Source organism: Ralstonia pickettii (genome assembly GCF_030582395.1).
GTDB lineage: Bacteria > Pseudomonadota > Gammaproteobacteria > Burkholderiales > Burkholderiaceae > Ralstonia > Ralstonia pickettii_D.
In genome coordinates this window covers 66,103-90,072 of record NZ_CP104383.1, presented here as the reverse complement: position 1 = coordinate 90,072, position 23,970 = coordinate 66,103, and the positions used below count along the sequence as shown (strand labels likewise).

Genomic DNA, 23,970 nt, shown 5'->3' with positions numbered 1-23,970 from the left:
AAGCCTTCAAGTAATGAAGGCGGCGCGAATCATACGTTTCAGTAATTAAGGATCACGGCGCTTTCGTCCGCTGGCCAACGCGTCCTGGTGTTGCCTTCTTCAACTCGCTCACCAGCCGGCGCGTTGTTTCCGCTTCGGTTTCGGCGCGCTCAGCCCGCCGTAGCGCCTCCTCCAGCAACGACTGGGTCTGCACCAGTTCTTCGGCCGTTTCACGCTGCCGCGTGGCGGCTCCCTCCGCCTGCTGCCGCACTGCGCCCAGTTCCATGCGCAACGTGCCGATCGCATTGGCATGTGTCACGGCGCTTTCTTGCATCGCGGTACGCGCGGCCACAACCTGCGCACGTAGCTCATCGGCCAGCTTGTCGCTTTTCTGACGGGCGGTGCGCTCCTGGTCGATCTCGCGCAACGCACGTTTCTCGTGGCTGGCGGCACGCTCTTCTGCTGCATCCGCGCGGGCCCGCTCACGATCGAGCTGCGCGCCAAATTCAACCCGAGCCTGTGTGAGCTGCTGTGCCGCCTCGTCCAACTGCCGGCGGGTCTCCTGCAGACGCGCTTCGGTTGCTGCGTGGCCCTGGCGCTCAGCAGACAGCATTTCTTGAAGCGCGGCAAGCTGCCCGCGCACCGAGTCCAGCTGTGCCTGAATGACCGCGGTCGCTTGTCGCGCGGTTTCGCTTTCCGCAGTGGCTTGGTCGCGCGCGGCTTCGGCGGCGTGCGCCTGGTGGCGCGCTTCGGCCCGCAGTGCGGCCAGTTCGGTGGCCGCCGCGGACGAGGCCGCTTGCCAGATGGCCAACACTGCCTCGGCGGCAACCTGCTTCAAGGCCTCGGGGAGATCTGGGTGGTCGATCGTCACCCGTGTTTTGTCGCGCAGGTCCTGCCAGAACCGGTTCAGCACGTGGGAAGGTGTGCTCATGCTGCCCTTGCGCACCAGACTGTAGAGCTTGTTGGCCGTCGGTGTGACGCCATAGCGGAAAAACAGCAGCGCGCAGACTTCGCGGTACAGCTCCCGCGTCTCGGTGAAACGGCCGCGCAGCGCCGCGATATCGGCCTGCAGCGCTTGGTCTTCGGCGGTGGATGCGGGGTCAAGCGTCATGACGGGCCTGGATTTCAGTTCGAATGAGTCAATAATATGCCGTAAACCGCGTGATTTCATAATTTCAAGTACAAACTTGAGACATAAGTACGCTTCTGTCTAGACTATACTGCGCACTGGCCCCGCACAATACGCCTCGCCCGAGGTGACCTCGCAGGCGGTTGATTGTCCTACGTTGAATCACTATGATTGGTTTCTAATCGACATGATTGGATGACGCCGAACCTCATGAATCTCTCCGATATGCCCTCCACCGGTACCGGCTGGGATCGCCTTGAAGCCGCCTTCAAGGAGGAGCGTCCCCTGCAGCCGATCCGCAAGATCGTCGTCAAAGGCTCGGTCGACATGGTGTTCCGGCGCGCGGACACGCCAACGCTGGTCGTTGCCGGCGAAACGGCGGATGCGGTGACCTCGGTCCGGACCGCCTACAAAGGCGACAAACTGGTGATCGAGCGCGAAGGCGTGTCGATCCGCTTCGGCAGCAGCCACATGACCTTCCACGGCACGGTCGGCTCGGTGGTCTTGGGCGACATCGTGAACGGCAAGCCCACCGGGCCGGCCATTTCCCTGCACCAGCCGCGCGCGGTGGTCGGCATCGCGCTGCCCGAGTTCCCGGCGATCAAGATCAAGGGCAGCGGCGATGTCACCTTGCTCGATCTGCAGCAAGACGCCTTGGACCTGGAAATCCCGGGTTCGGGCGATATCACCGCCAGCGGCCACGTCGCCCGCTTGCACGTGCAGGTCGTGGGCTCTGGCGATGTCGATGCCAGTGCGCTGATCGCCGAGTCGGCCGACCTGTCGGTGGCGGGTTCCGGCGACATTGACGCCTTCGTGCGGACCGAGGTGCGCGCCCGCGTGGCCGGCTCGGGTGACATCGTCGTGCGGGGCAACCCGCTGCGCTGGGACGACCACGTGGCTGGCTCCGGCACGATCAAGTTTCGTTGACGGCGGCAGGCCCAGCACTCCGCTGCATTGACCCGATTTCAGGAGGACGCCATGTCCAAAGCCGAAACCCGCGTATTGACCGCACATGTCCCAGTGCCGCTGGCCGAGAAGGTGGACCAGTTGGCCGACCGCCTCGAACGCTCGCGCGGCTGGATCATGAAACAGGCACTGTCGGCCTGGATCGCCCAGGAAGAGGAGCGCGACCGCCTCACCCGCGAGGCGCTGGCCGACGTGGACGCCGGCCGCGTCATTGGCCACCAGGCCGTGCAGGCCTGGGCGGACAGCCTGGGTGCCGGTGAGCCGGTGCCGCGCTGATGGAACTGCAGTGGACCAGCAAGGCGCAGGAAGACCTCACGCGCCTGTATGAGTTTCTCGCGCCGGTGAACAGGCCGGCCGCCGCGCGCGCGGTGCAGGCTTTGGTCAAGGCGCCAGAAATCCTGCTGACCAACCCGCGCGTGGGCGAGCAACTGTTCCAGTTCGAACCGCGCGAAGTGCGGCGCATGCTCGTCGGCCAGTATGAAATGCGCTACGAGATCCGGGGCGAGAGCATTTACCTGCTGCGGCTGTGGCACACCCGCGAAGACCGATAACAGGGAGCAAGACCATGCTGGAGTACCGACTGACGCCGAACCATGCCGGCGTCGCATTGTGGTGGGATTTCGCGGCGCTGGAGCGCCTGCACGGCTTCATCCACTACGTCGTGCAGGAAAGCGTCTACATCGAGGACAAGGAAGGCTTCGTGCTCGGCTTGGCGTACGACGTGCGCAAAGCCTATTCGGGGCAGCGCAGCGTGGACCAGCGCGGCGATACCAAGGACGACCGTTGCCGTATCTACGGCGTCGAAGTCCTGTGGCCCGTACTCCTGACGCAAGTCGGGGTGCTGCGCCAGGCCATGGCCTTCATCCCGACCAACAAGCTGGACCAGTCGATCATGTTCGAGCTGGAGCACGTGGTCGAATCGGCGGTGCGCGCCGCCACGCCGGTGTTGGCCGATGAAGTCATCCACCGCACGCGGTCCGCTGCGAGCGCCACCTATGTCCACCTAGACAGCGTGCTCGATAGCCGCTGCCGGTACTTCATTGCACTGCCGCCCAAACAGCGCCTCAAGATGCTGCCCAAGGTGATGGCGACGTTCGACCCGATGTACGGGATCTTGGCCAAGTCGGATATCACGTTGCGCCCCGATGTCATCCCACCCACCGCCTTCGTCGACAGCGACGAAGACTGGCCGGACTTCGAGTGGTGAAACGCCCGCACGCTAGGACGGCGGCCCTGCATCGATGACCCATCCCGTTCCATCGTTCAACGGTCCCGCGGTGGCCATCGAGCAGTTGCGCATCCCGCCAGCGCTCTCGGGCCTTCACGGCGCCAACCGCGCACGCGAAGCGAGCCGCCAAATCACGGCGGATGACGACCTGGCCGCCGTGGCTGCGTGGCTCGCCCGCTATGCCGGCGTGCCCGGCACGGTCGCCACCTACCGCAAGGAAGCCGAACGCCTGATACTGTGGGCGATTCTCCAGCACGGCAAGCCGCTGTCTTCACTCACCCACGAGGACCTGCTGCTCTACGAGCGCTTCCTGGCCGACCCGCAGCCAGCTTGGCGTTGGGTGATGGCCTCACGCAAGAAGCTGGCGAGAAGCTCGCCCGACTGGCGCCCCTTCGCCGGTCCACTGTCGCCCACGAGCGTGCGGCATGCGATGACGATCCTCAACGCGCTCTTCGCCTGGCTGGTGCAAGCCGGATACCTCGCCGGGAATCCGCTCTCGCTCGCGCGCCGTCGCAGCGCCAAGACAGCCCCGCGCGTGACGCGCTACCTCACGCATGCGCATTGGGACATCGTCAAAGCCACGATCGAAACCCTGCCCGTCGCGACGGAACGCGACCGGCTGCACGCGGCCCGTTGCCGGTGGTTGTTCTCCGTGCTGTATTTGGCCGGCCTGCGCTTAGCGGAAATCGCCTCCACGCGCATGGGCGCCGTGTTCTCTCGCCGGGACGCGGCGGGCGTCGAGCGCTGGTGGATCGAGGTGCACGGCAAAGGCGGCAAGACGCGCCTGGTGCCCGCCACCGATGAACTGATCGCGGAGCTGGCGCGCTATCGGCGCATCTGCGGCCTGCCGCCGTCACCGCAGATCGGCGAAACACGCCCTTTGCTGCTGCCCGTGATCGGCCCGGAAAAGCCGTTATCGCGCGCGGCGATTCACCTGATCGTCAAGGAGGTGTTCAAGCTCGCGGCCGACCGCGTGCGTGCACAGGGTCCCGAGTTTGGCGCGCAGGCTGACGTGCTCGCCAGCGCATCGTCCCACTGGCTGCGCCACACGGCCGGCTCGCACATGTCCGACCAACAGGTGGACCTGCGCTTCGTGCGTGACAACTTCGGCCATGCGTCGCTCGCCACGACGAGTGTCTACCTCCACGCGGAAGATGACGCACGCCACCAGGCAACGCAAGCCAGCCACCGGCTTGGCTGGAACTGAGCGTACCCAATTCTCGATGGCATGCTCCACGCGCGGCGGCTGCCGGCATCACCCACGAAAACGGGCAAATCGCCATGGCAGCCAGCGCATCGAAGGCGCCACCATGAGCTGGCCAACGAAGCGTGGCGACGCCTTCTACGTTGGCTTTCGGGCCGAATGGCTCGGCTAGTCGGCTGGGCTCAGGTGTTCCAGTGGCTCCAATGATTGGCGCATCCGCTCCAGTGCCGCGAGCCAGTCGCCAAGCTCCATCAGCACCGCGTCGACTTGTTCAACCAGTGTCGGTCCATCCGTGCTGTAGGCTAGGCTCGCGTCGTTAATCACGGTATGAGCCATGCCGTGCAGGCGCAGCAGATCGTCGCGCAACCCGTCCGGCGCGCATCGTGCTCGAATCCCATCGAGCAACTCCACCGCATGCAGAATGGTGCGGGTATCGAACGACTGCCGGAGCCCCTGCAATGCTTCGCTGTCGACATCCCCGTAGGGGGTCTTGGTCTCAGGCATGGCGAGCCCTGCGGACAGCGCGGGCGGGTCCCGCGAACAACCCATCGCGAATCCAGGCCTCCGGTACGCGCTCTAGGTGCAGCTTGTAGTCACCAAAGCGCTTGATGTTGTGGGTCAGATAAGGACTCAGGAATTCGATGTCGGCGACGTTCACTTTGATGCCCTCGCTGACCATCGTGCGTAGGGCCTGCATCAGGTCTGCGGTGTTCTGGAGGATCACGGCCGAGGCGATCAGGTCGTTGTAGCGCAGGCGTTTCTGCTGCTCCTCGGGCTCGTTTTCCGCGATCACGTCACCACCGAACGAGAACCACTTCGCAAAGCCGTTGTACGACTCGATCTTGTTGGTGGTGGCGGTCACTTCCTGGCGCAGCTCGCGACTGCCGACCCATTCGAGCAGGTACACGGTGCGCACGACGTTGCCCAGTTCTCGCGCGGCCAGGTAGAGGCGGTTCTTGCGGCTCTCCGAGCCCAATCTGCGCAGCAGCAGCGGCGAAGAGATGGTGCCGGCCTGGATCGACAGCGCCACCTGCATCAGGTCCTGCCAGTGAAAAGCGATCAGATCCCAGTCGACCACCGCCGAGAACAACGAATCGATGTGCTTGTATTTGACGCCGGCATCGGGCTTGTACAGATCCAGTTCCTTCCAGTTGCGAATGCGGGGCATCAGATTGATGCCAAGCAAGTGGGTGAAAGCGAAGACCGCCGCCGACTGCCCCTGCGTGTCGGCGTGCACGGTGTCGGCCTCGACGCTCAGGTTGGCCTTGAGCAGCCCTTCGATGACATAGATGGCTTCCCACACACCAGGCGGGATGAAGTGCCGAAACACCGCGATGTAATTGTCGGCCACATGCCGGTAAGCCACGGCGCCCATCTTGTGGTAACGAAAATGATAGCCGGCCAGCAGATTGTTGTCGTAGAAGTCGTATTGGGTACCGTCGGCGGCCACCGTTTTGCCGTCGCCCCAGTGTTTAGGCAAATCCAGGCGCAGGTACAGCTCGATCAGCTCGCGCTGCGCGGTCTCCAGCTTCTCCAGGCTCATGTGCCGCCGGTTGACGAACGACATCATATGGGGGGTGACGCGATCGCCCATATGGCGCGCAGCTTGAGTGGGTCCGAGATTGCAACCCATCGCGAAGATCGTCAGCAGATAGCGTTCGGCGGCGTTGCGGATCTTAGGATCGTTGCCGGAGAGCGGCCCGAAGTGCCGGGTGAACTGGGTCCAGTGCTCGATATTGGCCAGCACGTCGAGCAGGTTGCGCGTCGGCATGCGGCGGATCAGCGCCTGCTGCAAGGCAACGGCCGAGGGCGGAGTTTCGCGCGCAGCGGTGCGCTTGAGTAAGGGTTCGCCGTCAGCGCTGATGGTGACGTGCTGGCGCTTGTCCGGAAAACTTTTGTCCAGCGTCTGCGCGGCGTCGGCCAGCCACTGCTTGAGGTGCGCGACGAACTCCTGCGCGTTGGCCGGCAGATCCAGCTTGGCGCAGTACTCTGGCAAGCGCCGCTCGCACTCGCGCCACGGCAACAGGTGGCCCCGGTAGTCGGCAAAGGCGTCTGACCCCACCACGCACAGATCACCCGAGCGCAACTCGTTGACCATGTGGGACAGCACGCACAACTCCAAGTAGCGCCGGTTGGTGGGCGGACCCTCGTGGTGCGCTCGCCGGACCAGCTTGCGCCAGCGCTCGGAGGCAAAACTGAGATCGACTTCAGCAGCGATCCACTCCCGGTGCAGTGATTCGTTTTCCAGCGCGACCTCCAGCCCGGCTAACAACGTGCGTGATTGGCTGGTCGACTCCCACTCCAACACGCGGGCGAGGCGCAACATCACCGAACGGTGGGCGCGGAAGTGCCGCCACAACAGCGGCAGATAGTTGTTGCCGCTGAAAGCCCGCACTTCGGCGCAGCGCTCGCGCAGGGGCTCCAGGTCGCCATTGGGAGCCAACAGCTTGCGCACCTGCGCGCCGATTCGGGCATCGTCACCGCCATCGGCGACGATATCGACGACACCGTCCAGCACGGTGACAAGGCCTTCGAGCTTGGCGCGCTGGCGAGACTGGATGTATTCCAGTTCGTCCTGGGCCCGCTTGTGGATCGCGCCCATACGCCGGATAAACATTTCGGCGAGATCGTCGCGACTGCGCACGCGCATGTGAGCAAGCAAGGCCACGATCAACGTATAGCGCTTCTCAGGCAGCGTTTCCTTGAGGTTGGCTGCGTCCAGGCCCATGGCCTGGTTGGCCAGCGAACGTAGCTTGGTGGCAGGCACGCCTTCCAGGACGCCGGATAGGTCGCCAAAAGAATCCAACCACTCCAGATGCTCGATCAGCAGGTTCAGGTGTTTGCGCGAGGGCCGCCGGGCATGTCGCTTGATGTTGTTGTAGGCGGTCTGCCGGTTGGCGAATTCGCGCGTGAGAAGCTTGTCCAGGCGCTGCCGATCCTCTTCAGAGAGCCGGCGTGCGACCCGCCTGAACATTGCGTTTTGGGTGCGGGCATGGATTTGCTCGACGATGGTGTCGAGCGTTGAGAACGCAGGCAGTTCAACCTGCTGCAAGATCAGCGCATCAATAGTCGCGTTGATAATGTCCACCGGCTGATCCATCGTCTCGGCCGCTTCACGTGCAGCGCGGATGGTGACCTCATTGGCGTCGGTGCCAATGTAGGGTTGCACGCCGAGGAATTGCCGCACGACGACGTAATGCCGGAACAGCGTGGGAGAGACTTTGCGGTCGTAACCGAACGGCGTATCGGGGTCCAACCCCGCGCAAACTCGCACGTGATCGACTACGGCGGTGGGAATCGCATCAAGATAGGGGAAATAGTGCAGTTGCTGGAAGATCTTGAGCAGCACCAAGAGACCTAGGCGCGGACTCTGGCCGCGGGTCGAGCGGGTTGCCCAGTCCAACTCCTCAGCGGTCGGCGTGTAGCAGGCCTGCAGCTCTTTCGTGGAGAAGACCTTTGGGAAACGCGGGTAGGCAGTGCGCTCGACGGTGGCCATACAGGGATCTCCACAATCGCTGAAGGGCCGGCCAGTCTAGCCGACGGCAAAGGCGGAAATCCAGAGGCTCTTTATAACCAAGAGGCATGCATGCAAACTTCTACATAACTGGCGGGCTTATGATAGCGAATTGGCCTTATCTTGGCATGACCCCAATAGACCACTTCCGCCAACACGGCGCTGGTGCCCGCAATGGCAAGCGGCCACCATTTGGTGGGCGTGGCATCCTGGGCGGAAGCGGGTGCAGCGGCAGACGTGTCGCGGACCTCGGCCTCAAAGCCGAGCGATTGAATGGCGGCCAGCACTTGCGGCAACGAGCCCGCGGCGTGATGGACCGCGAGCGTGCGCTGGACGAGGTTGAAATCAAGGCCGGTCACACCAGGCAGTCCTGCGAGCTTGCCGCGAATCAGCGTCTCCTCGGTCGGGCAGTCCATCTGGCGGATGGTCAGGACCGTGCTCTGCCCGGCAGAGGTTTCGTCCGAGCGAATCGCTCGCATGCCAATCGCTGACAACGCCTGCTCGATCGGCGCCGGAGATGGCAACTGGTGGTGTACGGCCAGCGAGCGCTGCATCAGGTTGAACTCAAGCTTCACCACGCCGGGCAGCGCCGCAAGCTTATTGCGAATGAGCGCTTCTTCGGTCGGGCAGTCCATGTTGTCGATCTGATAGCGGGATCGCTTCAGGTCGACACTGGCCGTATCGACGTCCGCCGGCGTCACCACGCTAGGGGCAGCACAGCCGCATCCCTTGGAGCCGCACTCGCTCACAGCACCTCCTAATCGCTTGAAATGGACTGGACTCAAGTACACACTCTATAGCTACTATAGAGTCAAGAGACCTTTGCCCGACATCATGAGCATTCAGATCGGTGAATTGGCCAAGCGCACAGCCTGTCCGATTCAAACCATCCGCTACTACGAGCGCGAGGGTCTCTTGCCCTCGCCAGATCGCAGTTCGGGCAACTTTCGGCTGTACGGTGAGCGGCACATTGAACGGCTGCAGTTCATCCTCCACTGCCGGTCGCTGGATATGCCGCTTGATGACGTCCGTGTCCTGCTGCGCTACCGCGAACAACCGGCCGAGGATTGCGGTGGGGTCAACACCCTCCTGGACAAGCACATCCATGAGGTCGAGCGGCGCATCGAAGCGCTGGCGGTGTTAAAGCATCACTTGTGCGCTCTGCGCGAAACCTGTTCGGCCGGGCGAGCCGCTGAGGCCTGCGGAATCCTGCAAGGGTTGTCCGAAGCTGGCTGCGCGTGCGACGCCGACGCCCCTCATCAGGGCTGACGCGTGGCCGATCGGGCGTCATCTCGATTTCGCGCACTGATCCGACGTGAAACAGGTTGCCTTCGCGCTTGCGGGGAGATGCCGATGTCCTTGTTGCGAAACATGAATTACAATCATTCTCATTTAAAGCCATTTCTCCCGCTTTTCCGGTAGGCTCTTCATGCAACTGCAGCGCATCGTTTCCCTCATACTGTTCTACCTGCTGACATCGGTCTCAGGCGCGTATGCCGACACGTTGTCTACCGAAGACAAGACCAAGCAAGTCTGGCAATTGCTGGACTATTTAGCGGTTGACTATGGCCGCTCCGTCAAGGATGGCCAAGTGGCCAATCCCGACGAGTACGCCGAGATGCAGGAGTTTGCGCATGCGGCGGAACGTCAGATTGCCGAGCTGCCGGCCGGGCCGCAGACGCAAATCTTGCTCAAGGATGCCGGCACATTGCGCGCGCTCATCGGCGACAAAGCTGCACCCACCGCCGTTGGCGAACAGGCCCACAAGCTCGCAGACGACTTGCTGGCGGCCTATCCGGTGCCCATGGCGCCCAGCAAAGTGCCCGACCTCAAGCGTGGGGCCACGCTGTATCAAAGCCAGTGCGCGTCCTGCCACGGCGCTTCCGGGCACGCAGATGGCCCGCTGGCCGCCAAACTGAGCCCGCCGCCCATTGCCCTGGCCGACCATCAACGTGCCCAGGAGCGCAGTGTCTTCGCCCTCCAGCAAATCATCACGCGCGGTGTCGAAGGCACCTCGATGCCCAGCTTCGCGCAGCTCACCGATGACGATCGCTGGGCGCTGGCTTATTTCGCTTCGACCCTGTCATATACCAATGCGGATCGGCAAGCCGGCGCCAAGTTGTGGGCGTCCCGCCCCGAACTGCACAACGCGGTGCCCACGTTCGCCAAGCTCAGTCAGACGTCAGAAGCCTCGCTGGCCAAGTCGATCAGCCCGGATGCTGCGCGCCAACTGACCGCTTACCTGAGAAGCGCCCCAGACGTGCTAAGCGCCTCCAACGCGGATAGTCTCGCGATCGCCAAGGACAAGCTGAAAGAAAGCGTGGCCGCCTTCGATAAGGGTGACAAAGCGACGGCCTCGCGCCTTGCGCTTTCTGCCTACCTCGACGGCTTTGAGCCGGTTGAGCCGGCCTTGGCCGCCAAGAACGAGACGCTGTTCCAGGACATCGAAAAAACGATGGGCCTATACCGCAACGCGATCACAACCGGCCAGGCTGAGCAGGTACGGGAAATCGCCCAGCGTCTGCAGACCATGCTGACCGACGCCCAGGATGCGCTGGGCGGCACCAACGATCCGCTGTCGACGTTCCTGGGCGCTTTGACGATCCTGCTGCGCGAAGGCCTTGAGGCGCTGCTCGTCGTGGTCGCCATGATGGCGTTCTTGAAGAAGGCCGAGCGCACCGACGTGCTTCCGTACGTCCATGCGGGCTGGATTGCTGCGCTGGCCGCTGGTGGGCTGACGTGGGCCGTCGCCACCTACCTCGTGGACTTGAGCGGTGCCAGCCGTGAGATGACCGAAGGTTTCTCGGCGATCTTTGCGGCCGTGGTCCTGCTCGGCGTCGGAATGTGGATGCACCAGAAAAGCCTGGCTGGTCGCTGGCAGGCTTACGTGAAGCAGAAGCTGTCCTCCGCGCTGAACAAGCGCTCAGCGATCATGCTGTTCGTGCTGTCGTTCGTGACGGTGTATCGCGAGGTGTTTGAGACCGTGCTGTTCTACGCCGCGCTGTGGAGCGAAGGGAATGGCATCTACCTGCTGGCCGGGTTGGGTTCGGGGATTGCGATCTTGGCGGTCATCGCCGCCGTTCTGCTGCGCTCCTCCGCGCGCTTGCCGATCCGCCAATTCTTTGCCTTCAGCTCGGCCTTGGTTGCTGTGCTTGCCGTGGTGCTGATCGGTAAAGGGGTTGCGGCGCTGCAGAAGGTCGGCTTCCTGCATATCACGCCGATTTCGATGCCTCGCATCGACGTGCTCGGCATTTACCCCTCTGTGCAGACTGTGATTGCTCAGGTGGTCATCTTGCTGATCATTGCTGCCACCGTTGCGTACAACCTTCGATCGGCGTCGAGCAAAGCGTAGCGTCGCCGTCGTGGGGATCAACTCCTACGGGGAGAGGTATTTCGCCATGCAGATGGCGGATGCCGGGCACAGCAAGCGGAATTGCGAACTTGCTTGCAGCGGGCCAGGTGCCTGATCCCTGTCGATGAGCTCGTACCCGAGCACGGTGAAGTAGTCCGCTGCAGTCGTCGTCAACAGAAAGAGACGGCGTACGCCCATCGCGGCGGCATCGCGCTCGGCGATTCCCACGAGGGCGCGGCCTAGCCCATTGCGACGAGCTTGCTTGGCGACGGCGACCGACCGAAGCAACGCATCCGATCCGTATGGCTCCAACCCTGCACAGGCCAGAAGCTCTCCATCCTGCACGACCAGATGAAAACGGCTGGCTTGCCCAACCGCAATATCTTCGCTTGGCAGTCCTTCCTTGATGAGCAACGCTCGGATGCCCGAATAGTCCTCGGGGCGTGCCGGTCGAAAGTCAGGTGTGCTCATTGGTGGAGTCAATCCGCCGGGTGTTCGCCAGAGGACTCGATGATATTGGGATGTCCGTGACGCGCCAGGCGCGGCTCCAGCATCCGGTGCAGCGCGAACCCGAGCGCCGCACCGGTGCACTCGGCCAGCACGTAACCCGGCACGCTGCCCGGCGCAATGCCGGCGAAACTGTTGCTGAACATCCGCCCGAACGCCGCCGCCGGATTGGCAAACGACGTGGAGGCCGTGAACCAGTAGGCCGCGCCGATGTAGGCCGCCACCATGGAAGAGGCGCGACCGTTCGGCGCACGCAAAATCACCAGAAGCAGCCCCGCGGTTGCCACCGCTTCGGCAATCCATTGCCCCGGTCCGCTACGCACCTTGGTCGAGAACTGCAGGATCGTCATGTCGAACATGGCATGCGCCAGCCATGCGCCCAGTAGCGCCCCCACAAGCTGTGCAGCAATGTAGGGGGCCAGAGCCGAACCGGGCAGCTCTCCTCGCGCCACCATGATCGCGCTGACGGCCGGATTGAAGTGCGCGCCGCTGATCGGCCCGAAGACCTCGATCAGGACGTAGAGGCCGCCGACCGTGGCCGCCGTGTTGGCCAGCAGCGCCACCGCGACGTTGCCGCCGGCCAGGCGTTCGGCCATGATGCCGGACCCGATGACAATGGCGAGCAGTAGCGCCGTGCCCAGTGCTTCGGCGGCAAGCCGGCTGCGCAGATCGACCATGGCGTTCAGTCTTGCGAGATGTGTTCGAGCTGCGCTTGCAGCTCGGCGTTGTTCAGGGTGTCGAGCGGCAACGCCAGCAGTTGCAGCATGCGGTAGCCGATCGCCTGGCGCGTCAGCTCGAAGGCTTGGCGTTTGCCGTCATCTCCACCCGGCGCGTTGGACGGATCAGCGTAGCCCCAGTGCACCTTGACCGGGCTGCCCGGCCAATAGGGACATTGCTCGGCGGCGGCGCTGTCGCACACGGTGATCACGATGCGCATCTGCGGCGCACCGTCCACGACGAACTCATCCCAGCTCTTGCTGCGGTAGCCGGTGATGTCGATGTCGGAGTTGGTGAGCGCTTCCAGCGCGAACGGGTTGAGACGGCCGCTGGGTGCGCTGCCGGCGCTGTAGGCGCGCACGTCCTTGCCCAGCTCTTGCGCCCAGTGGTTGAGCATGCCTTCGCTCAGCACGCTGCGCGCGGAATTGTGGGTGCAGAGGATCAGTACGTTAGTGGTCATGGGAGAGAGAGGTTATTGCTGGCCGATGTCGTGCACAGCCTTTTGCAGGGCCACGGTATCGAGCTTCGGGATTGGCAACGAGAGGAACAACTCTATGCGGCGCTTCAGGGTAATCGCCGCATCGCGGATGGCCTGCTGCTTGCGCTCGTTTGAGCCTTCCACCGCTGCGGGATCAGCCACACCCCAATGGGCGGTCATCGGCTGGCCGGGCCACACCGGACACGCCTCGCCGGCCGCCTTGTCGCAGACGGTGAAAACGAAGTCCAACTCGGGCGCACCGTCTTGCGAGAACTCATCCCAGCTCTTGCTGCGGAAGCCGTCGGTCGCAACGCCGAACTGCTGCAACGCGCGCAGGGCAAACGGGTTCACCGTCCCGGCCGGATGACTGCCTGCGGAGAACGCCTTGAAGCGGTTGCCACCGAGATGGTTCAGCAGGCCCTCAGCCAAGATCGAGCGCGCGGAGTTGCCAGTGCAGATGAATAGCACGTTGTAGGTCTTGTCGGCCATCACGGCCCTCCTAGCAGCAGGACGAACCGGACTTCACCGCAATGCCGGTCGGCTTTCCGCCCGGCGCGCGTGGGGCGCAGCAGGCGGAGCCTTCGGTCGCAGCCTCCTCCGGCTTGCCCTCACTGAACACCGGGATGTTGCCGAGCGAATGGAACTGTTCCCACGCGATGCCTTGGGGATCGGTGATCCAGTGCTTGTCGCTACGGGCGTAGCAGCAGGTAGTCTCGCCCTCGTCCAGCATTGCCATGTCCGCGGCTTCGGCGCGTGCCTTCAGCTCGACCAGCTCGGCGGCGTCATCGACCTGGAAGCCGAGGTGGTCCACGCCGACAGCGCTGCCCCGAGTGGAAATGGCGAAGTTGATGCGCGGATCGTCCAGCATCCATTTCGCGTAGTCGCTCTCCACGCGGGTCGGCTCGGCGGCGAACAACTTGGAATAGAAGACGATGCTCTTGCTCAGGTCATCAACGTGGACGTGTACGTGGAATCGCTTCATGGGGAATCTCCGGTCAGCATTTGCATGCGGTGGTGCTGGTTTCCAGGCAGGCTTCGCCCTGGCAGCAGTTGGCAGTGAGGAAGCCCAAAAGGGCATCCATGTGGCGTAGACGGAAATAAATTCGTCACTACTTCGCAAATAAAAATGTCAATTCACGAGGAAGTGTGACGCGACGCTTGTCTGAATCTTGGCTAGAAAGCGGTGTGGTATTGGGTGAGCGTCACTGGAACGTAGCTGGGGCAATTGTCACTTGCCCGCCGAATTGGATTCTTTGCTGGCAACCCGCATCTTCGTCCGAAGCACCACAGGCGCGGGCTCACCGCGCTGCGCCGGCTGGACGCGAGTAGTTTCTGCGTGACGGAGGATAACCTCCATGCTCTTCACTTGCATGGCAACCACCGTCGGTCGTACCGCTTTACGCGCGCTCGTCGCCATCGCATCCTCCGCGAGCCAAGTCGGCCGAAGCACCGGCCCCAAGAAAAAAGCCCGAGGTCCGTCATTCGCACATGACCGCCGACCTGATCCGGGCTTTGCGCGAACGATCATAAAGTCACTCGTTCCGCTTGGTCAAACGCGCTCCGGGCGCCCGCAGCAGACGCATGACTTCCATGCATCATATTCACTGCGCAGTAAAAATGGGCAATTCAGCGAATATTCAAGAACTCGCTTGAGCAGCAGTCCATCGCACCTGCCGACGACGACGCTCAGCGTCGCCCAAACGCAGCCGTAAGTTGCCGCGCTCTCTTTACGTCGTCGCCATGCAGATAGATCGAGGTGGTCGAGATCGAGGCGTGCCGCAGATTGTCCCGTACGGTCGTGAGCTCCGCGCCACGGGCCAACGCGTGCGTCGCGTGGGTATGCCGCATCCAATGCGGGCTCGCCTGGCGCAGTTTCTGCGCAAGCGCCGGATGATCGGGTTCGATAATCTCGGCGGCCGTCCAAAAGAAGCGCCGCACCACGGCCCATAGGCGCGCCGTCGTGATGCCGGTTTCTGACTCCCCTACCACAGCACCAATGAGCCGCACTTGAGGATTCCACCGTGCGACGCTGACCGGCAAGCTTCGCTCCACAAGGTGCCGATCCAGCGCGCTGCGTGCCAGCGGTGGCACCGCGACTTTGCCCGCACGGCGGCCTTTGCCCACGAGGTTCAGCCAGTGGTCGCCGGCCGCATCCACTTCCAGGTCCCCCAGCTTCGACGTGACGAGTTCGCTCGCGCGCAGCCCGGTAGCATAGGAGAAATCGAGCACGAAGCGCAGACGCTGCCCAGCAGGTACAGCCCAGCCATAGGACCACTCCAGCCCGTCAGCGATGGTGCGGACCAGCACCCACTCCCCTTCCGAGAATGCGTGAGAAGTGGCCAACTCGGGTGAGCGTATTGCACCCCGGACCTTCAGACCTGCAAACGGATTGGCCAACACATAGCGCTGCTGGATCAGCCAGCGAAACATGGCGCCCAACACTGACAGCGCATACGCGATCGAGTGCGCCGACAATCCATCCGTCAAGGGCCGCCACTCGACCGAAGTGCGTGGCCGTGCGGGCCCAACCCAGCGTTCACGTGGCGCTGGTCGCCGCAGGAAGCTTCGATATGCAACCGCATCCTCGGTAGTCAGCGAGGACAGAGGTTTGCCACGCTCGATGATCGCCCACAAGATGAGACGTTCCGCTTCCTTCCGGTAGGCGCGCTGCGTCGCTGGCGATTCATGCAGGGAAAGCCATGCCTGCACAGCCTCGTAATCGTCGTCGGCTGAGAGGACGCAGGTCTCTCGTGGCGCCCGGAATTGCCCTCGCGAGCCATCGACCTCGTGTGGTAAGCGCAGTTGCTCCCAGGGCACCACCACTCCGCGAGCTTGCTCGGCGATGAGCGTCCGAGCGCGCTCTGTCAGACGCGGGTGGTCAGCGAAGAAAGCCTCGATGCGCCGCGCGCTGGCCTGGCCCAGCCCGGGAATGACCACCCACCAGCGGCGTCGACGCGGCACGCGCACGGTCAGGTCCGCAAGGGTGTCGATGCCCGCGGCCCGTAGCGCGGCGACGGCGCGTGCATCCAGCCACAGTCCGACGTCATCGCTGATGAGCGGGGCTGGCAGCGGTAGCGTGCGAAGCAGTTCGATTGCTTGGTCGGCTGCCCTGCCCTGTTTTGCACGGTCGGCCGCTGGCATCTCGAACAGCACCACCAGGTCTTCGCGCTGACGCTGGCGCGCAAACGCTGCTAGCTGGCGCCGGATGCGGCCGAGAATGCCGCGCGAAGATTGTCCGAGCGCCCGCCGCTCACCGAGATAGCGTTCGACAGCCTTGCGCGCCGATAAGCCCGCATGCCAGGCGCGCAGCACAGCCAGTTCGGCGGCATCGGGCAAGCCAAGTGGCGCGACAATCGCAGAATCAACGGGAAGCAGACGCGTTTTCATGGAAGGCAGTTTAGTTCTTCCATAAAGCTATTGCGATAAGAAGGATTATCACGTTGCACCGGATTCTGCACCAGAATTAACACCTTCCAGAAGTAGAGATTTCCGGCGTCGTTGATTCGTCAGTCGAGTGGCCGACGGAAGCAAATTTGGCAACGTTCGCTATCTAAATCTGGCGACTTCTCTCTTGTTACTCGAACATTGGCGAAGACTTGTCCATTTTTGCTTCCCGCTGGTCAACCAGTGGTCATGAGTCCTTCGGCTCCGTCGGAACTCCCTGGCGCCCCTCTCCCTTATGGGGTTGTTGACTTACCCGCTACCGAAGTACCGCACCTTTCCTGCGCCGGAGCCCGCCGACCCTTCAGCCACCATTTTCGCTGATCTGCAAGAGGGGCTACGGCGCTTCTTCGGCCCCGTCATCGCCAACCTCGCGTTGCCAGAAGGCGCCCGGGGTCAACGGGACCCAGATGCTGAAGCCTGGCGCTGAACCAACGGGACATCCGCATTTCCGGGTTGACGCTCCGCTGGATCTTGCAGCGCAATATCGAGGAGCCGGCGACACGAGCGCACAGCATGATGGACCGCCCTAGTTCGATCCAAAGCGGTCAATGGGTACACGCCTCGGAGGGCGGCAACGACAAAGAGATTTGGTGGGAGGGCAGAAATCGAACCCGCGATGCTATAAAGCAACGGCTTATCAGGCCGCCACGTCTTCCGCTTCGTCACACTCCCGAACCTTCCTAAGGTCGAGTCGACAGATCATATTTCAAGGGCGAACAGCGGCCTGAGACCTTCACGTAGCTTGAGATGCTGCTGAGTTCTGCTGCGCCCTTCTCGCCGATAGGTACTGTTCTGCCTCAGCAATCCGCCGCTCAAGCGCACAACGTATCTCACCTGCTATTGACTCTTGGTCCTTGGCAAAAGTCGCCTCATCAAACGGCAGCTCCATCTCCTTCCGCAGTTCTGCAAGAACGGGTGGAAACAACGGCCTGATCTCAGCAAGGCGTTTAACCAGTGGTTTTAGCGCATTCAGATAGTAGGTGCTGCGCTCGGTCATGACTACATCCAGCTTGGCGTTCATGCCAGCTATCCGCTGATCGTGAGCCTGGATCACTTCAACTGCTCTCTGGCTTGCCACAGCGTTCACATTGGGTTGCACGTGGACAGTTTGCAGGTGCTTGATCATCGTCTGTCGCAACTCGAATTCAAGCTCCCGCTCTCGCTCAATCGCCTTGCAGCGATCCTGAATTTGGCCAAGTACAACCCTGTGCCCAATGCTTTCGCTCCACGCTAGGCTCAAGGCGCCTACGAGTCGCTGGATGCCCGCTATGGTTGGCGGGGTAGCAACTAGCATTGCCTTGGTGAGACTCGAATGGCCGGCAGCAAAGTCCGCCGCAATTTCGTCTCGCGGCTTCCCGCTTTCCAAAACCATGCTGAGGGCATTAATCGCGCGAGTCGCACCTTCAAACGCCGGAAGAAATACGTCCCGCCGGAGCCCCATCTCCCGTTCGATCCTCTTCTGAAGGACGGTGCTATTGAGGTCCGCCTGGCGCATTGCTCCGCTGTGCAAAGTCGTAAGAATCACGCCACCCAAGGCCACGAGCGCACCATAGACGGCGTCTGGCAGACCACGGTAGAAAATGACCGCTACTAGACCGGCGGCAAAGGCCATAAGTACCAACCAGAACCGCTTTCCCTCGAGCCCCCACATGACGTCCCCTCTTTTTTCAATGAGCGTTTGCGCACACCCGCATACTCTAGGTGCGTAAATCCGCATAAGTCCACTGCCGCGCCGATGCCGGAGGAGAAAAACACACGGCTTCGTAAACTGACAGGCCTGGATCGCATGCACAATTGGGCATAAGGCCTGTTCTCGGTCGCTCCTGGCTTGGAGGATGCAATGGACACCCCGCGTGACGATGACTCGGCTCGGTCGTTGTATGAACTGTTCGAGCCGCCCCTGCGCCGTGAGCGCAAGCTGCAGTGCTTGACGCTTTACGATCCGTCGGGCCGCATGCATCACCTGTACCGGCTCGGCTTGGCCGAGCCTAGTGCCGATTCGCACCTTCGGGGCCGGTCAACGTGTGTGACGCTGAGCACATCGAACAGTCGTTTGGGGAGGACGAAGCATGACCCGCGATGAGCTGATTGCAGCGGTGCCGATCCGGGAGTCCCAGGGCCGTTTGTACGTGCGCATGGACGATGTGCCTGAGCCATGGCGACAGCAATTTGCTGAGGCGATGATAGGCAGCGCGTTCATCGTGGTCCAAGGCGAGACGTGCATCACCCCGCATGCCCACGATTGGGATGCCTGGGTCCGCGACCAGTGGTACAACCGCCCTGGACCAACAGGGCTCTCCAAACGGTGAAAACTCAGTGAATAAGCAAGATCTGCAAAACTTGCTCATGCATCAAGAGGCGGTGCGAATGGTTTGCGCCGATCAGTCGCTAGAGGCGCGGGCACTGGAAATCCTGGGGCGCTGGGATACGGTGGCCTCTACCCGACAGGCGGGATCGGCCAGAAGAATTGCCGCCTTGGTCGCAATCGTCTTTGTCTTGCCTGCGCCTGGGCAGGCTACGGCGACACAGTGCTGGCGTAGCTCCGCCACTTCACGCTGCGACGGATGGTGACCGAAGCGGCGAGACCCGCTTTGTGGCAGGCCTACAAGTTTGGCACTAGCTTTGGACAGTCGGATCAGTGGAGAAGCTGGGGCCTGAGCCAGCCACAATGACCGGCAGATGGGCTCCAGAAGACGAAGAAACGAAGCGAGCCAACGCACTGGGCAGCCTTTAAGACGAAGGGCGCGCTGGCGGAGCTTATGGGAGACAAGACACTGGCGGAACTGGCCCAGCGGGTGATGCAGGCGACGGGCAAGCAATCCGGGAGGTCAACCAGTCGTTGATCGTCAAGCAGGGAGAGATCACGCAGTTGAACAAGGATGGCGCGAGGCTGGTCGCCGAAGCCGGGGTCGCGACAAAGCGCGTTCGCGAGCTGGAGACGCGCGGCGAATTAGCCCAACTCGAACTCGACCAGACGCGCTCTGATCGAACCCGAATGGAAGCTGAGCGTGATGCCCTGCCCGCCACTGTCCAGGCGCAAGCGGATGAACTGGCGGCGGCGCGAACGGAACGCGAGAACTCCATTGGAGAGTTGGCCAAGCTCTCCGCGCCGCTCGAGGCGCAGCAAGTCATGCTGACCGACTACCGGAAGCAGCTCGGCATGGCCGGCCCGGCAGCGTAACGGGCGACTCGCTGCGCGTCAGCGCGGGAGGCGCTGCCAGCGCCAAAGTTCGACGCAAACGGCATATTCACTGCGCAGTAAATATGCCGCCGGCTCCAGCCGGGCCCAACGGGTCAGCGTCGTGAAACCGTAAGAAAATACCGAGATGGACCCGACGCCGCCCGCGGAGGAAACTGACGGGCTCGATCGTTCGTTTTGAGGGAGGTCCGTCATGGGAATCGAAGTCCTCGGCATTGATCTGGCCAAGCAAGTGTTCCAGCTCCACGGAGCGGATCGTCGTGGGCAAAGCGTCCGACATCGCCGAACTGCCCCCGCATCGCTGGAACCCCAGCGTCACCTAACTGGCAAGACGGGTTCGCCGGGCGCTTACCTTCGAGGAGCCCTTGCGTCATATGACCCGCCGGCATCCATCCTTCGCTGGCAGCCTCCTGCTGGTCCGCCTGACGGTTCAACTGGCCGCGGCGGCTTGCGGCTAGTACCGGATGGAAGGGGGGCGCACGAACGCAGCCCAGACCTAATACTCCAGATTTCGCTGTGCCTCTAAAAATTCCGCTCACCCGGCCCAACTCGTTCTGACAACGCTATCCATTGAGTGCGCAGCCTACCGAGTAGTGGTGGATGCGGGAACAGCTGTTTGGTCGCAATCCTGGAGATTTATGTAGACGCGCGCACCTTCGTGCAGCCCACCACCTTGCGGCAGCGGCACGATGACATGACGTTGTTGTGGGCCGCTGTAGAAAAACTTGCCATGGGTCGGCCCAAAGATGAACTGCACATAAGCAAAGCGTGCCGTGCTACTCATTTCCGCAAGCGAGCACATTGCCTCCAAAGGTGCCAGGTCGGTTGGTGTGCCGATTTTTATGATTACACCTGGCCGCCAACCTTTGGCGTAGTCATACTTGCCTTCATAAGCGGTGGTGCAACCACTGACCACGGCCGCCAGCGCCAGCGCGCTGCACGCCCGCAAGGCATACCCACTTTTAAGAGTTACGTCAGAGCTGCTTGGCATTACTCGCTCCGTTTCAGTCCACCGCCGACGGTCAAGCTTGAAGATCGGGATCTGCACGCCTAGCTGCCCCGCCCAAAAAAATGCTCGGTCTTCGTTGTGCACCTTTCACTTTCTCGAGCGGATTGCCTCGAGAACGCAATTGGCGAGCGTCGCTTCACCACGCGTCTCAATGTGACTGATGCTGCCAAGGGGGCACGCGATTCTGATGGGATAGCCCTCGATCGACGGATCAGGTCTCCACGATCTATTATTGATGCCATCGGCCGAGCCTTTGTCGCGTAGCCGGCGCTATCGGACAGATGCACGGCGTTGCCTTGACATACGGCTCCCGCGCTTGGGCGGCGGTGTTGAGCCGTGGCACGTTTCTGGATCGTTTTCCAAAGTGAGGGGCTTATGAACAATTTCACTCGTTTCATCCCAGCACTGATTTTTGTGCCTTTAGTCGCCTTGGGTGCGGCGAATCACCTCGCCGGCCTAGACGCCAATTCCGGCGGGCCCGCACCCAAAGCGGGCCAACCCGGAGATCCTCGAAAGGTGACGCGTACCATCAGTGTGACCATGAGCGATGACATGCGTTTCCAACCGATCACGCTCACCGTCAAAGTGGGCGAGACCGTGCGTTTCGTTGTCAAGAACCTTGGCAAGGTACACCATGAAATGGTGATCGGCACCGCCGCCGACTTAAAAGAGCATGTCGAGATGATGCGCAAGATGCCGGAGATGGACCACACTACTGGAAAACATCTCTCGCTCGAGCCTGGCCAGCAGGGAGCAATCATCTGGCGATTCGGTGAACCCGGCATTATTGACTTTGCTTGCCTGGTACCGGGGCATTACGAAGCCGGAATGATCGGAAAGATTGTGGTCAAATAGGAGAAGGCCACAACCTTCGATATTCGTCAATCGAGGTCTCGCTGTCGTCAAGCTACGATCGGTGATCATCCCATGAATGGGATCCACGTGAAGCGGAGGTTGTGGTCGCGCGCCGTACTGCGGCACTTCGTATCCCCATCACGCCCGATCATCCTGCCCTGTAAAGATTGCTCCGCTCAATAAAAATCACGATGCCCTTGGCCTCAGGAATATCAGGAAAGATTGAGCTCATATCGATTGGCTGTCCACCTCCGATCGTTGGTGCCGTGAACATCCAGCCAATTTTCTTTTCCCCAATCTGGAAAGCAACAGTTTCACCAACGTACACATGTACGTATCTGATGCGTGGAGTCAAAGTAATTGTCCGGCTCGCATGTGCAATTGCGGCTGGGTGCCCAAACTGGGCTGTCGTCGTAGCGACGGATGTGCACCCAGACGCAAAACCTAGCAACAAGAGCATGAGGGCACTTTGGAGAGCCCGCTTTAGGTTCATGATGCGCTTCGCACAAACGCCGAAAATGCGTCCATGCTGTTGCATTTTACACTGCAGACGACGACAACGCCCTGTCGCCGCGATTACAGTTTTGTTAACAAGTACCGAGTTCAACGCAATGTGGTTACCCGTTTTTTCGGGGGTGGCACGCGGAGATTAGCGGTGACTCGGCCGCTTTAACTCGGTCGAATCAACATTGAAACAGCATCGGAAATGCGCGCATGCACTGCCCCGATCGACCAGTGCCACGACAACAACAGTGGGTTTTGCATGACCGATTTAACAAGAGCGCTCATTGAGCGATGGAAGCATGACAGAGACGGGACTTACCAGACGTGGTTTCTCTGGCCCGAGCGCCTCAAGAACTTTCGCTCCATTCGGCGTGGCATTGGTAAGGTGGTCAGCGAGATCCAGACCGGAACATTTGGCAACACCTATCGCGGATCTTCTCTCGAAACCGTGGTCTCTGCGATTGCCGAGCAGCGCCAAATCTTCAAGGGGGCGGACCACGCATTCCTCTGGAAACCCAAGCTGCGTATTCCGGACATCTACGAGAATCCAGATCATCAGCGAGCGTTCGCCAGGATGCTGCATACCTGCAATTGCTGCAACACCGAGCACGAGCTAGTTCATGCGGTTCAGCAGTTGAACCAGCACGGCATCAAGGGGCTGGGCCCGGCCGCTGCCAACCTGCTGTACTTCATCCACCCAACTTTGGCGGTTCCCTTCAACACTGCGATCGTCAACGGATACAACGCGCTGACTGGTTCTCGTGTCAAGCTCGGCAAATGGGACCACTACCTGGCCATGCGCGAGGGCGTGCGGTCCCTGAATGGACGCTACCGCGACCTGCTTTCCAATGATCTGGGTGCGATTGCCGGACTGCTGTTCGATATCGGCATGGAGCGCTATTCGGCTCCGCCGCGAGAGGGGGGCGCCGCCGTGATCGCTGCGTGGGAGAAGGATCTGACCAAGGCCCGCGAGGAAGCTGCCTCTTTCGCCAAGCAACTTCAGGCAGGCCGAACCGACGATGCATCCCATACAGAGGTGCAAGGCTGGTTGCGCGATCTTGGCAGGGCGTTGGGCTTCGCGGTTTGGGTGGCGACCAACGACCGCAGCCGCCCCTACAGTGGCGGCATGCTTAGCGATGGCTGCTTGACGACATTGCCGAATTCACTTTTGGTTTCAGGCGCTGACACCGTACCTCTCATCGATGTCGTCTGGCTGAACGCTGTCTCGCTGGAGGTGGAGGCTGCCTTCGAGGTCGAACATAGCACGTCCATCTACTCGGGCATAGTACGACTGTTGGACTTGGCGTTGGGCACGGAGCAAGCGACAAGAAAACACCTATTCCTGGTGGCCCCAGATTCCAGAGAGGCAGACGTGCGTACCCAACTGGCACGTCCCGCTTTCCGACAGGTTGCAGAACTCGGCATTCGTTATGTTCCCTACACAGGCCTCTCCGAACACCGAGATAGCATTGCTCGTTTTGGTGTGGGGATCAAGCCGATCGAAGCCATCGCTCGAACGCTGTAGTCAGCAGCGAGAGACACCGCGAATGCAGGGCTGTGCATGACGCGAGGCAACCTGGGAGCCACGGCAACTCTTGGGTTTCCTACAGCTTCGCCGCTAAGCGCTTCGACGTGATTTCTTATTACGGCAGCCACAAATAGCGGCACGCGCATTTGCGAGCCGTTTTTCGCCATGTTTGCGGCGCAGATACCAGGCGAAACCCGCCAGAAGAACAATCCATGTGACGAAAACGAGAGCCATTGCTGTCCGCACGCCTGCGGGCAAGTCGGCCACCGACATGTTCCTCACGATCACTTTCGCTGAGCCAACCAGCTATTACGCCAGCGTATCGCCAGATTCGTTGGCGACATACCTGGTGAACCC

The 23,970-nt window shown here is 61.7% G+C and carries 23 protein-coding genes, 1 tRNA gene and 2 pseudogenes; 11 read left to right on the top strand and 15 right to left on the bottom strand.

The window, feature by feature from the left end; translation table 11 throughout:
• Window positions 1-52: 52 nt before the first annotated feature.
• Window positions 53-1,090 carry a DNA-binding protein gene (locus N5B55_RS24020; RefSeq protein WP_004637342.1) on the bottom strand — a complete coding sequence of 346 codons (1,038 nt, stop codon included), beginning with the start codon at window positions 1,088-1,090 and terminating at the stop codon, window positions 53-55.
• Window positions 1,091-1,303: 213 nt separating this feature from the next.
• Here N5B55_RS24020 and N5B55_RS24015 point away from each other — a divergent pair, with 213 nt between their 5' ends.
• From N5B55_RS24015 to N5B55_RS23995, 5 genes are read left to right on the top strand one after another with little or no spacing between them, the layout of a single operon-like run.
• Window positions 1,304-2,035, top strand: coding sequence for a head GIN domain-containing protein (locus tag N5B55_RS24015; protein WP_004637344.1), 732 nt, complete (start codon window positions 1,304-1,306; stop codon window positions 2,033-2,035).
• Window positions 2,036-2,086: 51 nt separating this feature from the next.
• Window positions 2,087-2,350 (top strand): CopG family ribbon-helix-helix protein, encoded by a 264-nt coding sequence (locus tag N5B55_RS24010; RefSeq protein ID WP_004637345.1) that lies wholly within the window; start codon window positions 2,087-2,089, stop codon window positions 2,348-2,350.
• Window positions 2,350-2,625 carry a type II toxin-antitoxin system RelE/ParE family toxin gene (locus N5B55_RS24005; RefSeq protein WP_004637348.1) on the top strand — a complete coding sequence of 92 codons (276 nt, stop codon included), beginning with the start codon at window positions 2,350-2,352 and terminating at the stop codon, window positions 2,623-2,625. The genes N5B55_RS24010 and N5B55_RS24005 overlap by 1 nt, the downstream gene beginning before the upstream one ends.
• A 14-nt stretch (window positions 2,626-2,639) precedes the next feature.
• Window positions 2,640-3,281 carry a DUF6904 family protein gene (locus tag N5B55_RS24000; RefSeq protein WP_004637349.1) on the top strand — a complete coding sequence of 214 codons (642 nt, stop codon included), beginning with the start codon at window positions 2,640-2,642 and terminating at the stop codon, window positions 3,279-3,281.
• 34 nt (window positions 3,282-3,315) lie between these two features.
• Window positions 3,316-4,509 carry a tyrosine-type recombinase/integrase gene (locus N5B55_RS23995; protein ID WP_004637351.1) on the top strand — a complete coding sequence of 398 codons (1,194 nt, stop codon included), beginning with the start codon at window positions 3,316-3,318 and terminating at the stop codon, window positions 4,507-4,509.
• A gap of 165 nt (window positions 4,510-4,674) precedes the next feature.
• Here N5B55_RS23995 and tnpC read toward each other — a convergent pair whose 3' ends face one another.
• From tnpC to N5B55_RS23980, 3 genes and pseudogenes are all read right to left on the bottom strand, one after another.
• A complete protein-coding gene (tnpC, locus tag N5B55_RS23990) occupies window positions 4,675-5,010 on the bottom strand; it encodes a Tn3 family transposase post-transcriptional regulator TnpC (protein ID WP_012430353.1) in 336 nt (111 codons plus the stop codon).
• Entirely contained in the window at window positions 5,003-8,002 is a 3,000-nt protein-coding gene (locus N5B55_RS23985; protein WP_004637366.1) for a Tn3 family transposase, read from the bottom strand. The genes tnpC and N5B55_RS23985 overlap by 8 nt, the downstream gene beginning before the upstream one ends.
• Window positions 8,003-8,154: 152 nt before the next feature.
• Window positions 8,155-8,769: pseudogene (locus N5B55_RS23980) on the bottom strand (cation transporter); the annotation flags it as partial.
• An 85-nt stretch (window positions 8,770-8,854) separates the two neighbouring features.
• Here N5B55_RS23980 and cadR point away from each other — a divergent pair.
• Both cadR and N5B55_RS23970 read left to right on the top strand, forming a co-directional pair.
• Window positions 8,855-9,289 (top strand): Cd(II)/Pb(II)-responsive transcriptional regulator, encoded by a 435-nt coding sequence (gene cadR / locus N5B55_RS23975; protein WP_012435820.1) that lies wholly within the window; start codon window positions 8,855-8,857, stop codon window positions 9,287-9,289.
• A gap of 160 nt (window positions 9,290-9,449) precedes the next feature.
• A complete protein-coding gene (locus N5B55_RS23970; RefSeq protein ID WP_012435821.1) occupies window positions 9,450-11,372 on the top strand; it encodes a cytochrome c/FTR1 family iron permease in 1,923 nt (640 codons plus the stop codon).
• A 24-nt stretch (window positions 11,373-11,396) separates the two neighbouring features.
• Here the strand turns inward: N5B55_RS23970 and arsN2 are convergent, their stop codons facing one another.
• From arsN2 to N5B55_RS23925, 9 genes and pseudogenes are all read right to left on the bottom strand, one after another.
• A complete protein-coding gene (gene arsN2 / locus N5B55_RS23965; RefSeq protein ID WP_012435822.1) occupies window positions 11,397-11,843 on the bottom strand; it encodes an arsenic resistance N-acetyltransferase ArsN2 in 447 nt (148 codons plus the stop codon).
• 8 nt (window positions 11,844-11,851) lie between these two features.
• A complete protein-coding gene (locus N5B55_RS23960) occupies window positions 11,852-12,556 on the bottom strand; it encodes an aquaporin (RefSeq protein ID WP_012435823.1) in 705 nt (234 codons plus the stop codon).
• A 5-nt stretch (window positions 12,557-12,561) separates the two neighbouring features.
• Window positions 12,562-13,056, bottom strand: a complete 495-nt coding sequence (locus N5B55_RS23955; RefSeq protein WP_012435824.1) for an arsenate reductase ArsC — start codon at window positions 13,054-13,056, stop codon at window positions 12,562-12,564.
• A gap of 12 nt (window positions 13,057-13,068) precedes the next feature.
• Window positions 13,069-13,563: an arsenate reductase ArsC gene (locus N5B55_RS23950; RefSeq protein WP_012435825.1), complete on the bottom strand. Its 495-nt coding sequence runs from the start codon at window positions 13,561-13,563 to the stop codon at window positions 13,069-13,071.
• Between the two features lie 10 nt (window positions 13,564-13,573).
• A complete protein-coding gene (locus tag N5B55_RS23945; protein ID WP_012435826.1) occupies window positions 13,574-14,056 on the bottom strand; it encodes an ArsI/CadI family heavy metal resistance metalloenzyme in 483 nt (160 codons plus the stop codon).
• A 13-nt stretch (window positions 14,057-14,069) separates the two neighbouring features.
• Window positions 14,070-14,159: pseudogene (locus N5B55_RS23940) on the bottom strand (transcriptional regulator); the annotation flags it as partial.
• A 601-nt stretch (window positions 14,160-14,760) separates the two neighbouring features.
• Window positions 14,761-16,461: a phage integrase family protein gene (locus tag N5B55_RS23935; protein WP_012435828.1), complete on the bottom strand. Its 1,701-nt coding sequence runs from the start codon at window positions 16,459-16,461 to the stop codon at window positions 14,761-14,763.
• A 645-nt stretch (window positions 16,462-17,106) separates the two neighbouring features.
• A tRNA-Ile gene (locus N5B55_RS23930) sits at window positions 17,107-17,190 on the bottom strand.
• Window positions 17,191-17,251: 61 nt separating this feature from the next.
• Window positions 17,252-18,130, bottom strand: a complete 879-nt coding sequence (locus N5B55_RS23925; RefSeq protein ID WP_248694820.1) for a hypothetical protein — start codon at window positions 18,128-18,130, stop codon at window positions 17,252-17,254.
• Window positions 18,131-18,587: 457 nt separating this feature from the next.
• Here N5B55_RS23925 and N5B55_RS23920 point away from each other — a divergent pair, with 457 nt between their 5' ends.
• Window positions 18,588-18,827 carry a hypothetical protein gene (locus N5B55_RS23920; protein WP_012435831.1) on the top strand — a complete coding sequence of 80 codons (240 nt, stop codon included), beginning with the start codon at window positions 18,588-18,590 and terminating at the stop codon, window positions 18,825-18,827.
• Window positions 18,828-19,357: 530 nt separating this feature from the next.
• A complete protein-coding gene (locus tag N5B55_RS23915) occupies window positions 19,358-19,699 on the top strand; it encodes a hypothetical protein (protein ID WP_012435832.1) in 342 nt (113 codons plus the stop codon).
• 601 nt (window positions 19,700-20,300) lie between these two features.
• On the opposite strand, the gene N5B55_RS23910 is transcribed toward N5B55_RS23915, so the two are convergent.
• Window positions 20,301-20,708, bottom strand: coding sequence for a hypothetical protein (locus N5B55_RS23910; RefSeq protein WP_012435833.1), 408 nt, complete (start codon window positions 20,706-20,708; stop codon window positions 20,301-20,303).
• Window positions 20,709-21,101: 393 nt separating this feature from the next.
• On the opposite strand from N5B55_RS23910, the gene N5B55_RS23905 reads away from it, so the two are divergent.
• Window positions 21,102-21,581, top strand: coding sequence for a cupredoxin domain-containing protein (locus N5B55_RS23905; protein ID WP_012435834.1), 480 nt, complete (start codon window positions 21,102-21,104; stop codon window positions 21,579-21,581).
• A gap of 148 nt (window positions 21,582-21,729) precedes the next feature.
• On the opposite strand, the gene N5B55_RS25345 is transcribed toward N5B55_RS23905, so the two are convergent.
• The gene (locus N5B55_RS25345) at window positions 21,730-22,041 is read right to left on the bottom strand and encodes a CzcE family metal-binding protein (protein WP_257019910.1); all 312 of its coding nucleotides are present in this window, start codon (window positions 22,039-22,041) and stop codon (window positions 21,730-21,732) included.
• Between the two features lie 303 nt (window positions 22,042-22,344).
• Between N5B55_RS25345 and N5B55_RS23900 the strand changes: the two genes are divergently transcribed.
• Window positions 22,345-23,610, top strand: coding sequence for a hypothetical protein (locus N5B55_RS23900; RefSeq protein ID WP_024542530.1), 1,266 nt, complete (start codon window positions 22,345-22,347; stop codon window positions 23,608-23,610).
• Window positions 23,611-23,970 lie beyond the last annotated feature (360 nt).

Excerpts from the sequence above, each read along its gene's own strand:
- N5B55_RS23985 (WP_004637366.1), bottom strand. The coding sequence starts at position 8,002 with ATGGCCACCGTCGAGCGCACTGCCTACCCGCGTTTCCCAAAGGTCTTC.
- N5B55_RS23960 (WP_012435823.1), bottom strand. The coding sequence starts at position 12,556 with ATGGTCGATCTGCGCAGCCGGCTTGCCGCCGAAGCACTGGGCACGGCG.
- N5B55_RS23935 (WP_012435828.1), bottom strand. The coding sequence starts at position 16,461 with ATGAAAACGCGTCTGCTTCCCGTTGATTCTGCGATTGTCGCGCCACTT.
- N5B55_RS24000 (WP_004637349.1), top strand. The coding sequence starts at position 2,640 with ATGCTGGAGTACCGACTGACGCCGAACCATGCCGGCGTCGCATTGTGG.
- N5B55_RS23925 (WP_248694820.1), bottom strand. The coding sequence starts at position 18,130 with ATGGCCTTTGCCGCCGGTCTAGTAGCGGTCATTTTCTACCGTGGTCTG.
- N5B55_RS23910 (WP_012435833.1), bottom strand. The coding sequence starts at position 20,708 with ATGCCAAGCAGCTCTGACGTAACTCTTAAAAGTGGGTATGCCTTGCGG.
- N5B55_RS23905 (WP_012435834.1), top strand. The coding sequence starts at position 21,102 with ATGAACAATTTCACTCGTTTCATCCCAGCACTGATTTTTGTGCCTTTA.
- N5B55_RS24005 (WP_004637348.1), top strand. The coding sequence starts at position 2,350 with ATGGAACTGCAGTGGACCAGCAAGGCGCAGGAAGACCTCACGCGCCTG.
- cadR (WP_012435820.1), top strand. The coding sequence starts at position 8,855 with ATGAGCATTCAGATCGGTGAATTGGCCAAGCGCACAGCCTGTCCGATT.
- N5B55_RS23945 (WP_012435826.1), bottom strand. The coding sequence starts at position 14,056 with ATGAAGCGATTCCACGTACACGTCCACGTTGATGACCTGAGCAAGAGC.
- N5B55_RS24010 (WP_004637345.1), top strand. The coding sequence starts at position 2,087 with ATGTCCAAAGCCGAAACCCGCGTATTGACCGCACATGTCCCAGTGCCG.
- N5B55_RS23900 (WP_024542530.1), top strand. The coding sequence starts at position 22,345 with ATGACCGATTTAACAAGAGCGCTCATTGAGCGATGGAAGCATGACAGA.
- N5B55_RS24020 (WP_004637342.1), bottom strand. The coding sequence starts at position 1,090 with ATGACGCTTGACCCCGCATCCACCGCCGAAGACCAAGCGCTGCAGGCC.
- N5B55_RS23995 (WP_004637351.1), top strand. The coding sequence starts at position 3,316 with ATGACCCATCCCGTTCCATCGTTCAACGGTCCCGCGGTGGCCATCGAG.
- N5B55_RS23970 (WP_012435821.1), top strand. The coding sequence starts at position 9,450 with ATGCAACTGCAGCGCATCGTTTCCCTCATACTGTTCTACCTGCTGACA.
- arsN2 (WP_012435822.1), bottom strand. The coding sequence starts at position 11,843 with ATGAGCACACCTGACTTTCGACCGGCACGCCCCGAGGACTATTCGGGC.
- N5B55_RS23920 (WP_012435831.1), top strand. The coding sequence starts at position 18,588 with ATGACCCGCGATGAGCTGATTGCAGCGGTGCCGATCCGGGAGTCCCAG.
- N5B55_RS23950 (WP_012435825.1), bottom strand. The coding sequence starts at position 13,563 with ATGGCCGACAAGACCTACAACGTGCTATTCATCTGCACTGGCAACTCC.
- tnpC (WP_012430353.1), bottom strand. The coding sequence starts at position 5,010 with ATGCCTGAGACCAAGACCCCCTACGGGGATGTCGACAGCGAAGCATTG.
- N5B55_RS24015 (WP_004637344.1), top strand. The coding sequence starts at position 1,304 with ATGACGCCGAACCTCATGAATCTCTCCGATATGCCCTCCACCGGTACC.
- N5B55_RS25345 (WP_257019910.1), bottom strand. The coding sequence starts at position 22,041 with ATGCTCTTGTTGCTAGGTTTTGCGTCTGGGTGCACATCCGTCGCTACG.
- N5B55_RS23955 (WP_012435824.1), bottom strand. The coding sequence starts at position 13,056 with ATGACCACTAACGTACTGATCCTCTGCACCCACAATTCCGCGCGCAGC.